Origin of the sequence: Pseudoalteromonas rubra (assembly GCF_004212645.1) — a bacterium.
Taxonomy (GTDB): domain Bacteria; phylum Pseudomonadota; class Gammaproteobacteria; order Enterobacterales; family Alteromonadaceae; genus Pseudoalteromonas; species Pseudoalteromonas rubra_G.
This window is the reverse complement of record NZ_PPUZ01000080.1, coordinates 39,457-51,759: the sequence shown is the minus strand read 5'-3', so window position 1 is coordinate 51,759 and position 12,303 is coordinate 39,457. Positions and strand designations below refer to the sequence as shown.

The following is a 12,303-nucleotide window of genomic DNA, read 5'->3' as shown; positions in this document are numbered from 1 at the left end:
TACAGGGCGAGGCAAGTAACATAGGGCAAATTTTGCAAGTTGTTTAGGCTCGCCGGACGCAGATAAAAAGTTGTTCCGGCAGTGAACCAAATCGGCAATCCCCACTCATATAATGACGATATTCGTTTACCGTAAATAAATATAACAGGGTTTGCTAAGGAGTTTTATTCGTGCAGTATTGGGTTCCAAAAGCACTGACTTTAGGTGTTTTACTTGGTTTAACGGGATGTAGTGTATTTCCAAATGATGCACATCACAGCAAAAACTACCGCGTTAATGAAGGAATTAACGTGCCTAGCGGGCTTGAGCAGCCATATCAGGATCCGAAGTACAAGATGGCGGTAGCTGTTTATGACAACAACTCGGATAGTGACAATAAGCTGTACCGACCGCCTCAGCAAGTACTGACCCTGGCGCAGGGGAGTTGGGCTGAGAGCAAAGACAAAATCGCCCGAGTTTATTTTGATAAAAACGATGGCATCGAAGATTTATCTGCTTTTATCTGGGAGTCTGTGGATGGCGTGTTGGTTAATCATAATACCGGCATTGTTAAGGACGCCCGTCAGGAAGGTACAATAGAAACCGACTGGTACTCACTGATCAGAAAAGATGAGGGCTGGCTGTGGGAAGATATCGTTGAGGTTTCACGTCAACGTTTCGCCTTTACAGTGGAGCAAAAAGAGCACCAGCGTACCGCGTCTTTGAGCGCCAAACTGCTAGACTATCAAAGTGATGAACAGCCGCTGACCGACACTTTGAAACAGCAGTTAGAAGTGCGCGCGCTGAATGAAGTGATCGCAGAATTTGACTATCGCTACAGACTGCTGGCCGTTGAGTTACGTAAGCAACAGGGGCTATTGTCCTTGCAAGGTGGCTTTGATCAGGATGGTAATGCTGCCATGCTGACGCTGGTCGAAAAGAGTGCCGTGATGGATCGCCTGTCGAATTTCCTGGAGCGAGTTAACTTTACGGTTATTCGCTTAGACAGAGATCTCGATCAGGTGAAAATACGTTACGAAGCACCGGATCAAAGTGTCTGGGATTCTATCTGGGGCGAGGAAGCCACAGTACTGCCGTTAGCTGACGGTGATTATATCGTCAAAGTATCGACAACGGACGATGGTCAAACGGCATTGACCTGGTTGGACAGTGAGGAACAGGTGCTGGATGCACAGACTATGGAGCTGTTGTTGCAATCTCTATTAGAGGTGCTTCGCAGTCGAGGTCTGCAAATATAATATTTTAAATAAATCAAAATATTAAAATAAAAACAATGAGTTGAAGTAACATGAAAAAGAGCCTTACGCTCTTTTTCTTTTTAGTGGGTAATCATATGATGTCAGAATCTACGGGTTCAGCGTCGCCAAACTGGCGCACGCTATTTGCGTTTCTCGTGCCTTCCCTGATTGGGGTGTTTTTATTTATGACACCTGTGGCAATCGGTGAGGCAATGACCATTCCTATTGCGGTAATGGCCAAAACATTACAGAGCTGGATAGCCCCCTTTGCACATGCCATGATAGTAACCATAGTGTGTATCACCGGGGTGATGAGTGCATTTGTTGCACTGACGAAGCCCAGACAGCTGCTAAAGAATCATTTGTTCCGGCATTTATTTGCTGTGAGTCCCATCTGGCTGGCAACTCGCCTGGCAGGTATGCTGTTTATTCTGATGACTTACTTTAAGGTCGGTCCCGAAGCAATTCATTCCTCGGAGACGGGCGCACTGGTGCTGAATGATCTATTACCTGTGTTGTTTTCTGTGTTTGTCTTAGCCGGTCTGTTACTGCCTTTGTTACTTAACTTTGGTTTACTTGAGCTGGTTGGTACTTTGCTGACCAAAGTAATGCGGCCATTGTTCGGTGTACCCGGCCGAAGTGCTGTGAATTGCGTCGCGTCGTGGCTCGGAGACGGTAGCGTGGGTATCTTGATGACCTCTCGCCAATATGAAGACAAACACTACACGCAAAGAGAAGCGGCCATCATTGGCACGACTTTCTCGGCAGTGTCGATCACTTTCTGTCTGGTGGTGATTGGCCAGGTGAAACTGGAGCACTTGTTTGCCCCATTTTATTTGACCGTGTGCGCCGCGGGGATTGCCGCCGCCATTATCGTGCCACGTTTACCCCCGCTTCGCTGGAAGAAAGACTGCTATGTTGATGGCAGTGCTGCCAACCCAGGTGCCGAGCTGGTGCCAGAGGGAAAAACACTGTTTGGCCATGCGCTGGATGTAGCACTGGCAAAAGCAGAGAAAGCGCCAGGCGTTAGAGGAACATTGAAAGAAGGCGTGCACAATGCGTTGGATATGGTGTTTGCGGTATTGCCTGTGGTTATGGCAGTCGGCACGTTTGCACTGATAATCGCTGAACATACGCCGGTGTTCCAGTTCCTCGGTAAGCCGTTTGTTCCCTACCTTGAGTTGCTTCAGGTGCCAGAAGCGGCCAAAGCGGCTGAAACCATCGTGGTTGGATTCGCAGATATGTTTATTCCGTCTATTCTGGCGGCAGGAAACATTGAGAGTGACGTTACCCGTTTTATAGTGGCGGCGCTGAGTGTGACCCAATTGATTTATATGTCAGAAGTCGGTGCGTTACTACTGGGCAGTAAGATCCCTGTTAACTTGTTTGAGCTGTTCTGTATCTTTATCTTGCGTACTCTGGTGACATTGCCGGTGATTGCGCTGATGGCTCATTGGTTGGTGGGCTAACCAAACGGAGCGGGGCTGGTGTGAAAGCCAGCCCTACTTATCTTCTTTTTCTTCTTGTTCGGCTTCAGGTTCTGGCTTGGTTTGTTTATCGAGCTTGCCCTTCACATCAAAGCGGGTCATATATTTTAACAGCATAATATTACTGATGATGAACCCAAGCACCATCACAATAATCAGTATCACGTGCCAGGTTGGTAAAGTATTTTCCATCTTGACTTGCTCCCTATCACAGGGCCTTCATTGGACGTTCACTTCTATTGTATATCTTAAGTCTTCACTATCTCAAGTTTAGCGCTTTGTGAATTGCTGCATCGAAAAGTCTGGTCATTCAGAAAATGCTCAATTTTTGAATAAGAACAGAGAGATAAGAGGCCTCGAGGGAGTGATACCAGTCCACTACAATGCCGTGGTACGTTTGCGTGCCATGTTTTTGTATCTATATTGGTTAAATGAGATGGATTCTTGAGATCAGCAGCAGCTTTTTTAAGATGCAATTGGTATCATTCCGCTAACAGCACTGCGACACTATCAAGGGCACTTAGCGCGTGATATGACAAATAAGGTGGTTAATTCTTTAATGGAGCATGTTTTAATTTGGCCGGCTCAATATCCTCTGCTACTCAAAGGGTTGGTTGAACATAATGGGGCGTTTATCCTGGATGCACTCGAGTCTTGGCCAGAGTGCGAAACGGTCACAGATCAGCAGGGGGTACGCTCGTCGGTTCTACCTCCACTGATGTATATTTTGTGGCTTAAACCGCTTGAGCCATTTGAATCTTGTTGTTATCAGCATATTGACGACTATGACGAAGCACATCAGAGTTACTGTGATGAATTGTTGGCACATATTGCCGATGCAGGAATAAGCCAGGATGAGCTGATCGCTAAGCTGCTCGGGGTGTTTGCCCAGTATGCGGATATAAAAGCGCAGCTGGCTTATCACAGTGAGGTATCCCCTGCGACACTGCTGCTCAATAAGTCCTACACGTGTGCCATACAGGTACTTCTGCAGCATGGTTTAACACTCACAGCACAAGAAGCTTGTGATTTATGGTGCGCTGCGGATGAAGACACCCGCCAACACGTAAGTGCTTTACTCAAAGCGGCTTTACAAGATAGCGTCGCCACCTTGAATCTGGCGGTAGAGCGCCTGCAAAGTGATGAAGCCTATGTTGGGCTGTTGCAGCTTCTATGCGATGGTGATGAGGTTGAGCGTTTGCTGGATCAGGCATTGTTGGCGCATGTGATGTCCAAGACTGCCAAGCAATCTGTGGCCCTGAAGCTCATTGAACAAGGTGCGAGTGGGCAAAGTAAAGACAAGAATGGAAAGTCGGCGATGATGTGGCTGGTAGAGCAAGGCTTTGTCAGTGCTGTCCAGGCATTAAAAGAGCACCATGAACAACAACAGTCTCTTGATGATTTGGGGCGTAACCTGATGCATTATGCAGTGTGCTCTAATTCAACTGCCATGCTCGAATTAGTTGAATCGATGGAAGTTGACCCAAGACTTGCGGATGTGAATGGCATGACGCCTTATCGTCTGGCAAATCAGGCACAGGCGGTTGCGGCAAAGAAGTTTCTGGAAGCGCGAGGGATCATTGAACTATCGTTCGCTGCCAAGTACGAAAAAGTGGCCCGGGTGTATAGTCTATACGCTTTAGTGGCGCTTTTGATGCCCGTACAACTGAGCTTCTTTTTTAATGAGTCACACAGTAATAAGCTGTCTGCCACCATTATGATATCAAGCCTGACGCTGCTATTTTTTGCCCTGGCACGCTGGCAAAAGCGCAGCCCGCTATACCCTCAGGATGCATCTCCCTGGAGTCTGATCGGTGTGAATGTATTGGCGTGGCTGAGTATGTCACTGCAATTCTTGTTTAGTATTGTTGTTTTGATTGCGGTAGTGGGAAGCTAAAAAGCAGAGCTTTGGCTCTGCTTTTATGAGTCGGGTATTGCTGTTTATTCACTCAGCGGGGTGTTGAATTCTGCCGGCTTATCAAAGTCTCCTGAAATATCATTCAGTGTATCTTCTTTGAAATAAACCACCAATTCCCGGCGTTGCTCTGAGTCTCGGCCCAGATTGAACACATAAGAGTAATGCCAGATTTCGCTGTTAAACGCGTCTTTAGCAACAGGCGTGCCCAATACATATAAAACTTGCTCTTTTGTCATAGCAATTCTGAGCTTATCGACATCGGATTGCTCCAGGAAGTTACCCTGAGGCACATTTATCCGGTATACCCAGCTGGAACAGGCAGACAGTAATGTCGTCGCAAGAATAATACTAAGCCAAACAAAAAGGCGCTTTTTTAACTGCATGTATGTGTATCCTTATTTTTGGTTGTATGAATGATACAGAATGGATAAAGAAGGTAAAGTAGAATTATTGGTAAGTTTGGACTGTTCGCCGTTAAAATAGTTCCATCCATGGTAGTGAGTAGTCAAAGCGATGAGTAAAACTGAGCAACTCTGGCACTTGTATATAGTAGAAAACCGGTTTGGTCATTGGTATACCGGGATCACCAATGATGTCGCGCGTCGTTTCGCAGATCATACCGCCGGCAAAGGGGCCAAAAATTTGCGCGGCAAGGGGCCGCTCAAGCTCGTTTACACCCTGGCTGTGGGAGATAAGCGCGCGGCAGCACGGTTAGAGTGGCGCTTTAAGCGCTTATCCAAGTCGCGTAAAGTTGCCTTGGTTCAGGGCGCTGCGGCTACTGATAATGCGGATATAAAAGCATTAATATGCTCTGAAACCTGAGCGAGTTTAGGCAGGTCGACTTTATCAAATTGATCTTTGTGGGTGTGATGAAATGGGTCAATACCAATACCAAAATAGGCAAATGGGATCCCGACTTTGTGAAAAGCATAATGGTCGCTTGCTCTGAGCCAGTCTACTCTGGGTGTGTCCAAACGCCGTGCCATACTGGCGGCTGAGGTGTAGATAAAAGCACGGATCTGGTTGTCAAATGCCGGCCCGATAGCCTGAGTAAAGGCATTTGCCTGTTTGGAGGCAAGCACATAGAGCCGGTTTTTACCGCTCACCGCGAGCATATCCAGATTAATGTTAAGCGCTACCTGATCCGAGTTTAATGTGGCTGCGAAAAAGTGTGCCCCATACAGGCCTTTCTCTTCTGCATCGGTAGCGACAAAAATGATTTCACGATGTCGCTGCTGCGTGGCCAGGCGCTGTGCAATATCCAGCATGACCACCACGCCTGAGGCATTGTCGTTGGCACCTGGATAATAACGCGATCCCCGGCTGCCAAGGTGGTCGTAATGAGCGCTGATCACCAGCGATTTGTCGCAGACTTGTACATTACAGGGTAAAGTGGCGACAACATTGTGGCCATACCCCAGTTTTCCCAGACCCTGACGAAAGCGAAAAGATTGATAGTAAGTCTCAAGGCCAGCCTCAGTGAAGCGTGCGTGAATATAACGTGCGCTCGCGTTCAACTCTATATCACCGGATCCTCTGCCTGCATGTTCTGGGCTAGTCAGGACTTTAAGGTCGGTTGCCAGTTGCGTGCTAGCCTGTGCGACTGTGATTATAAAACACAGCCACACCAAGTTAATTTTTAGCCACAGCACTGAGCCACTCCAGTTTGTTACGGTAACGTTTTTTATCATGGTTGAAGCTGGCGTGACTCAGTGCCCGGTTAAGAAACGTTCTGCTCAGTTCCAGGTCGCCCTGAACATAGTAGACTTTAGCGAGGCCAAAATAACCCTCATGGATCGATGCTGATAACTTGTTTGCGGTACGATAATGCTTCAATGCTTTATCATAGTTTTCATTTTCAAACGCCTCATCCCCGAGCGCAATCTGATAATAGGGGTTATCCTTGCGCAGGGCATGAAGTTGCGTTCTGATCTCCTCAGCCTTTTCGGGCCGGTCTGTTAATTCATAGAGCAGCGCCAGATTGCCAAGCGCTGTTTTATTTTCATCGTTTATCAATAGCGCCTGTTGATACAGTGATTCGGCCTGCTGAGTGTGATCGTTAATACGATAGAGGACTGCCAGGTTACCCCAGGCTGCGGAGTAGAGCGGATCAATGTCTATGGCTGCCCTGAAGTAACTGTAGGCCATATCCATTTCCTGATTGATCATATGCATCGCGCCTTTATTACTGTAAAACATGGCGGTGATGCGCTCTTTACTGATCTTAGAGGTGGCGAACTTCTGCTGCCGACTGTTGGGGTCAAAGTCTATGACAACCCGTGCCGGGCGGGTATATAGCACCTCGCGATTATCGCTGTTTTTTCGGGCACCGGAATTGGTCTGAGTGACTACCAAATTCACATGTCCGGTCAGCAAGCTGTAGCCTTTGGTTTGTGCCCAGTACTCTGGAATATGTACACGCTGAAATTGACCTTTAAAACCGAGATAGTCCGATAAACTATAAGCGAGGATCGACAGCGACAGACAATTGGCATTGAGATCATAAAATGCCGCAGCGGCACTTAGGTTGGCACCTCGCATATAAGACAGGCTCGAATCGCCATTTTTGACTAGAAACTGGAGTAGCTGTTCTGCGACTTTAATATTGGAGCCGTTGTGCCGGTCCAGATAGCGGTCAAGCGTCGCCCGAATATTGGCATCCAGCGCAAAAATTTCGTCTTGTGTCTCAACGTTATGTTGGCTGAAAGGGGCATTGTCCAACAGTAACATGTTGACTTGTGGTTCTACCTTGGTTGATTCACAGCCGCTGAGTAACAAGGTTGAGATGGCCAGCAAAAGGCAGAAATAGCGACGGGCAAAACGAGCATAGGATAACATAAGGGCGTTCCTGAATTTTACAGCTTTCTTTCAGTGTAGCTATTTTGGCCTGTTAAGGAAGCAAAAATTGTTACAATCCGTTGCAATAAACGGGCGCTGAGGTAGGTCAGAAAGCTTGGCGAGCAGGGCGGCAGGAGGTGCGTATCAGGCTGATTTGAATATCAAAGTAAGCGGCCACATACGAGTGACCGCCCATGTAATCTAAAAGCTGGCAACCAGTTTGTCGAGCGCTTTGGCTGAATTAGCCAGCTGCTGGATTGCCTGTTCGGTGTCAAGCTGTTCACTCATAACGGCGTCACTGATCACGCTGATCTGCTCAATGCTGCGTCCCACATCGGCTACCACGTTGCTTTGCTGCTCCGTAGCAGTGGCAATCAAGGTTGTCATATCATTGATTTGATCGGCGGTTTCTGTGATGGTGTTCATTAACTCCACAGACGTTTGCATATTCGTGACACTCTGTTGTGCTTGATCGGATGACTGTGCAATCTGAGTCACAATGGAATCCGATGCCGCGGTAAGCTCCTGAATCGTCGCCTGAATTTCGTCCGTTGACTGAGACGTCCTGCTTGCCAGTGCCCTGACTTCGTCGGCAACCACGGCAAAGCCGCGACCATGCTCTCCTGCGCGGGCTGATTCAATGGCGGCGTTAAGTGCCAGCAGATTGGTTTGCTCAGAAATCCCCCGGATCACATCTAAAATACTGGCGATGGATTGAGTTTTACTGGCTAAAGTGGCCACCTGATCTGCCATTTGCTGAATATCTAATGCCAGCTGATGCAACGTTGACTGGCTTTGCTGCACGCAGCTGTGGCTGTGTTTGGTGTGCTCGCGGCTCTCGTCGGTGAGCTTGGCGGTATTATTGGCACTACCGGCAATCTCCTGCACGGTCGCGGCCATCTGATTTATCGCTGCGGCCACAGAGAGCGTCTGAGATTTTTGTTCATCCAGTGACAATGAGTTCTTCTTTGCCTGCGCAAAGACATGCTCGCTGGCAATACGTATGTCACTGCTTTCTTTGGCAACATTGCAGATGGCGGCTTCGATTTTTTCGATAAACTGATTAAAGCCCTGGCCCAGCGCCTGCAGCTCAGGTTGCTCCGCATTGGGCACCCGGTAATTAAGTTTTGCATCGCCATTGCCCAGCTGACGGAACACATCAGCCATTTTTAGCAAAGGTGCGCTAAGACTGCGCGCCATGAGCATACTGGCAATGCACACAGCCGCAACGACTGCCAATGACCAGATCACGATTTGCCATTGCAAAGAAGAAACCTGAGCGAATACTTCCGCTTTAGGGACCTGTGCAATGACCAGCAGATCGGTGCCTGCAATTGGGCTGGCGGCCACCAAAGAAGGGATGCCGTCGGCTTCAAGATCCAAAACAACAAAGTCGCGGCTAGTGCGCAGCTGGCTGGCCGCTTGTGAGCCATATAAATCAAGCAGCTTTGTTTTAGCTACTTTATTTGCATCAGGGTGAAGCTGGACAATCCCTTGTGCTTTTTCAACAACGAATACAAAGCCGCTTTGCTCAATAGTCATATTGGCCAGCATGGTTTGCATGGCATCAATACTTTTCGCCAGGCCCGCTAAGCCAATGCCATTCGTTTGTTGATGATTGACGAACATTTTCACGTCTCCAGGTGCTTCCTGGTAGATGCTGATTGAGTATTCCTCAGCGCTTTGCGTGAACTGGAAAAACCAGCCATCCTGTTGCTGATTGAGCACGCGCAAGAACCCGTTTTGGTTCCAGTATTGTCGTGTTTCTCTGTTTGCCCAGGAGGCGGTAACCAGGGCGTATTGATTTTGCACGCGTGCCAGCTCGCTGAGCAATACTTGCTCATCCAGCTGACCTTTGTTGACTGCATCGAGCAGAAATTGGTTGCTCGAAAGCTGTTTTGCAGCACTCTTTAACTGGCCAATTTGCTGACTAATCGATTTGTTGATGCTCTCAACCTTGCTGGGCAATTCAGAGCCCAGCATGCGGGTTTCGATCATAGACTTAGCCTGATAGGTTGAAATAAAGCCAATCAGACAAGCGACAACAACAGCGATTAGGCTGCCCAGTAGAGTAATTCGTTGTGTAATTGTTAAACCAGTGTTATGCATTAAACTCACTACTTCTAGATCCCGTGTGTCATAATTTTAGCATGGTCAATAATTAACACCTATAGGTATAAAGTCACTGTCATAATAGTGTCATGTTTTTAATAGTAAAAAAGCCCACTGCATAGCAGGTGGGCCTTGGTTTCTAACAAGCGAACTAAAATGGCAAAGAATGGAGAATAGCGAGTGCTCAACTGCGCTATCCTGCTATTTTTCAATTGCTTAGATTATTTTCTTCATGGCAGACATATAGCCACGCAGGGTATTGCCAACCACTTCAACCGGGTGATTACGGATAGCGGCATTGACGTTGATCAGTGCCTGGTTATCTACTTCATTAGAGCTGTCGGGTAACCCTTCACCAATGACATCTGTACCGATTTTTTCCATAAATGGCTTCAGTAACGGCAAACAGGCATGGTTGTACAAGTAGCAACCGTATTCCGCCGTGTCTGAAATAGTGCGGTTCATTTCAAATAGCTTTTTACGTGCTATGGTATTGGCAATCAAAGGCGTTTCATGCAAAGACTCATAGTAGGCGGATTCCTCAATGATGCCCGCGGCGGTCATGGTTTCAAACGCCAACTCTACACCTGCTTTGACCATGGCAACCATCAAAATGCCATTGTCAAAAAATTCCTGCTCGGCAATCTCTTGCTCACAGTTGGGCTGTTTTTCAAACGCGGTTTCAGCAGTTTCGGCACGCCAGCTAAGTAACTTAGCATCATCTTCATGCCAGTCGGCCATCATGCCCTGTGAAAACTCGCCACTGATGATGTCGTCCATATGCTTGTTGTAAAGCGGACGCATAATGGTCTTGAGCTCTTCGCTCAATTCAAATGCCTTGATTTTTGCCGGGTTAGACAGGCGGTCCATCATATTGGTGATACCACCATGCTTGAGTGCTTCGGTGATCACTTCCCAGCCATATTGGATCAGCTTGGAGGCATAACCCGGCTCTACGCCTTGTTCGACCATTTTATCGAAGCACAGTAATGAGCCGGTTTGTAACATGCCGCACAGTATGGTCTGCTCACCCATAAGATCAGATTTAACTTCGGCGATGAATGAAGAGTGAAGTACGCCGGCTCGGTGGCCACCCGTGCCTGCGGCATAGGCTTTTGCCTGTGCAAGACCATGGCCTTGCGGATCATTTTCGGGGTGTACCGCAATCAGCGTTGGTACGCCAAAACCGCGTTTGTACTCTTCGCGCACCTCAGTGCCCGGGCACTTAGGGGCAACCATGATGACGGTGATGTCCTCACGTACCTGCATGCCTTCTTCGACAATATTGAAGCCGTGTGAATAGGCCAGTGTCGCACCTTGTTTCATTAGCGGCATCACCGCTTCAACAACCGCCGAGTGTTGTTTATCTGGGGTCAGGTTCAGCACCAGATCAGCCTGCGGGATCAGGGTTTCGTAGGTGCCGACTTCAAAGCCATTGTCACTGGCATTCAAAAACGATTGGCGCTTCTCGTCAATGGCTGACTGACGCAGCGCATAGCTCACATCCAGGCCTGAATCACGTAAGTTCAGGCCCTGGTTCAGACCCTGAGCGCCACAGCCGATGATCACCAGCTTTTTACCAAGCAGGACGTTCACGCCGTCCGCAAATTCTTTAGGGTCCATGAAATGGCACTGAGCCAGCTGGGCCAGTTGCTCGCGCAGCGGCAATGAGTTGAAATAGTTCGCCATGATTTATCCTGTCTGATTGGTCTGAATAAGAGATAGGTTCTAGACTAGTGATAAGTTTAAGTTGCGTAAAATGATATATTTAAACTATTGTATTTCACATTATGAAATATACTGAGTAACTACAGGATGGACCACAAACAACTAAAGTACTTTCTGGCGCTGGCGGACACGCTGCATTTTTCTCGCGCCAGTGAGCGCTGCTACATTAGCCCGCCAACGCTAAGCCGTCAGATCAAGCAGCTGGAAGAGGAGGTCGGGGCGCCGCTATTTATTCGTGATAATCGCAGTGTCGCTCTGACACCACAAGGGCAGGCGTTTATTCAGTATGCACAGGCGACACTGGCAAGCTGGCGTCAGTTTAAAAGCGAGTGCCTGGATGAAGACAAGCCGCTGAGCGGCGAGCTGAGCCTGTTTTGCTCTGTCACCGCTTCCTATAGCTTTATTTATGACCTGTTTGCACGGTATCGTCAGGACTTTCCGCAGGTTGAACTGAATTTGTTGACCGGCGACCCAGCCAACTCTATCGCACAGGTGCAAGGAGAGGTGGTTGATGTGGCCGTGGCCGTTCGGCCTCGCAATCTGCCACAGGGTCTGGAGTATCTCAGTATTGGCCGCTCAAGGCTGCTGTTTATTGCCCCGACAATGAAATGCCCGTTGAGTGACTTACTGGCGCAGCATCGCGGCGAGTTGCCCTGGCACCAGGTGCCTTTTATTGTGCCGGAACATGGTGTTCTGAAAGAGCGCCTGGATGTGTTTTTCAAGAAAAAAGCGCTGCAACCCAAAATCTATGCGCATGTGTCGGGTCATGAAGCCATGGTGGCGCTGACCAGTTTGGGTTTTGGTGTTGCCTATGTCCCTGAAGTGGTGTTAGAGCAAAGTCCCTTTAGAAACCAGGTACAGACACTGGGGTTGCAAAGCGAAGAAATAGAAATTGGTCTGGTATGTAAGAAGAAGCGCCTTCAGGACCCTGTGGTCAGTGCTTTATTTCGGGTTGCCGCACGTTTGTTTGCTGCGTAAAGCG

11 protein-coding genes are annotated in these 12,303 nt (G+C 48.3%); 5 read left to right on the top strand and 6 right to left on the bottom strand.

Features of this window, described 5'->3' with window-relative positions; genetic code table 11:
• Positions 1 to 170: 170 nt before the first annotated feature.
• Together bamC and C3B51_RS20925 are read left to right on the top strand one after the other, a co-directional pair.
• The gene (gene bamC / locus C3B51_RS20930; protein ID WP_125716360.1) at positions 171 to 1,238 is read left to right on the top strand and encodes an outer membrane protein assembly factor BamC; all 1,068 of its coding nucleotides are present in this window, start codon (positions 171 to 173) and stop codon (positions 1,236 to 1,238) included.
• 98 nt (positions 1,239 to 1,336) lie between these two features.
• The gene (locus C3B51_RS20925) at positions 1,337 to 2,707 is read left to right on the top strand and encodes a YjiH family protein (protein ID WP_130246300.1); all 1,371 of its coding nucleotides are present in this window, start codon (positions 1,337 to 1,339) and stop codon (positions 2,705 to 2,707) included.
• Positions 2,708 to 2,740: 33 nt separating this feature from the next.
• On the opposite strand, the gene C3B51_RS20920 is transcribed toward C3B51_RS20925, so the two are convergent.
• Positions 2,741 to 2,917, bottom strand: coding sequence for a DUF2897 family protein (locus C3B51_RS20920; RefSeq protein WP_125716361.1), 177 nt, complete (start codon positions 2,915 to 2,917; stop codon positions 2,741 to 2,743).
• A gap of 367 nt (positions 2,918 to 3,284) precedes the next feature.
• Between C3B51_RS20920 and C3B51_RS20915 the strand changes: the two genes are divergently transcribed.
• Complete coding sequence (locus tag C3B51_RS20915; RefSeq protein WP_130246287.1) at positions 3,285 to 4,622, top strand: ankyrin repeat domain-containing protein; 1,338 nt, start codon at positions 3,285 to 3,287, stop codon at positions 4,620 to 4,622.
• 44 nt (positions 4,623 to 4,666) lie between these two features.
• Here C3B51_RS20915 and C3B51_RS20910 read toward each other — a convergent pair whose 3' ends face one another.
• On the bottom strand, positions 4,667 to 5,026 hold the full coding sequence (locus C3B51_RS20910) for an outer membrane protein assembly factor BamE (protein WP_046006761.1): 360 nt from the start codon (positions 5,024 to 5,026) through the stop codon (positions 4,667 to 4,669).
• A 130-nt stretch (positions 5,027 to 5,156) separates the two neighbouring features.
• On the opposite strand from C3B51_RS20910, the gene C3B51_RS20905 reads away from it, so the two are divergent.
• Positions 5,157 to 5,465: a GIY-YIG nuclease family protein gene (locus C3B51_RS20905; RefSeq protein WP_125716363.1), complete on the top strand. Its 309-nt coding sequence runs from the start codon at positions 5,157 to 5,159 to the stop codon at positions 5,463 to 5,465.
• Here the strand turns inward: C3B51_RS20905 and C3B51_RS20900 are convergent.
• The 4 genes from C3B51_RS20900 to ilvC all read right to left on the bottom strand — a co-directional run bounded on the left by C3B51_RS20900 (position 5,405) and on the right by ilvC (position 11,282).
• Complete coding sequence (locus C3B51_RS20900; RefSeq protein ID WP_165389214.1) at positions 5,405 to 6,295, bottom strand: M20/M25/M40 family metallo-hydrolase; 891 nt, start codon at positions 6,293 to 6,295, stop codon at positions 5,405 to 5,407. The two genes, C3B51_RS20905 and C3B51_RS20900, sit on opposite strands and share 61 nt — an antisense overlap.
• Positions 6,276 to 7,481, bottom strand: a complete 1,206-nt coding sequence (locus tag C3B51_RS20895) for a tetratricopeptide repeat protein (protein WP_130246285.1) — start codon at positions 7,479 to 7,481, stop codon at positions 6,276 to 6,278. Before C3B51_RS20895 ends, C3B51_RS20900 begins: the two co-directional genes overlap by 20 nt.
• Positions 7,482 to 7,682: 201 nt before the next feature.
• A complete protein-coding gene (locus C3B51_RS20890; protein ID WP_125716366.1) occupies positions 7,683 to 9,590 on the bottom strand; it encodes a methyl-accepting chemotaxis protein in 1,908 nt (635 codons plus the stop codon).
• 219 nt (positions 9,591 to 9,809) lie between these two features.
• Positions 9,810 to 11,282 carry a ketol-acid reductoisomerase gene (gene ilvC, locus C3B51_RS20885; RefSeq protein WP_130246284.1) on the bottom strand — a complete coding sequence of 491 codons (1,473 nt, stop codon included), beginning with the start codon at positions 11,280 to 11,282 and terminating at the stop codon, positions 9,810 to 9,812.
• Positions 11,283 to 11,408: 126 nt separating this feature from the next.
• Between ilvC and ilvY the strand changes: the two genes are divergently transcribed.
• A complete protein-coding gene (gene ilvY / locus C3B51_RS20880; RefSeq protein WP_046006758.1) occupies positions 11,409 to 12,299 on the top strand; it encodes an HTH-type transcriptional activator IlvY in 891 nt (296 codons plus the stop codon).
• The last annotated feature ends 4 nt before the right edge of the window (positions 12,300 to 12,303 follow it).

Excerpts from the sequence above, each read along its gene's own strand:
- C3B51_RS20895 (WP_130246285.1), bottom strand. The coding sequence starts at position 7,481 with ATGTTATCCTATGCTCGTTTTGCCCGTCGCTATTTCTGCCTTTTGCTG.
- ilvY (WP_046006758.1), top strand. The coding sequence starts at position 11,409 with ATGGACCACAAACAACTAAAGTACTTTCTGGCGCTGGCGGACACGCTG.
- C3B51_RS20925 (WP_130246300.1), top strand. The coding sequence starts at position 1,337 with ATGTCAGAATCTACGGGTTCAGCGTCGCCAAACTGGCGCACGCTATTT.
- ilvC (WP_130246284.1), bottom strand. The coding sequence starts at position 11,282 with ATGGCGAACTATTTCAACTCATTGCCGCTGCGCGAGCAACTGGCCCAG.
- C3B51_RS20890 (WP_125716366.1), bottom strand. The coding sequence starts at position 9,590 with ATGCATAACACTGGTTTAACAATTACACAACGAATTACTCTACTGGGC.
- C3B51_RS20910 (WP_046006761.1), bottom strand. The coding sequence starts at position 5,026 with ATGCAGTTAAAAAAGCGCCTTTTTGTTTGGCTTAGTATTATTCTTGCG.
- C3B51_RS20920 (WP_125716361.1), bottom strand. The coding sequence starts at position 2,917 with ATGGAAAATACTTTACCAACCTGGCACGTGATACTGATTATTGTGATG.
- C3B51_RS20905 (WP_125716363.1), top strand. The coding sequence starts at position 5,157 with ATGAGTAAAACTGAGCAACTCTGGCACTTGTATATAGTAGAAAACCGG.
- C3B51_RS20915 (WP_130246287.1), top strand. The coding sequence starts at position 3,285 with ATGGAGCATGTTTTAATTTGGCCGGCTCAATATCCTCTGCTACTCAAA.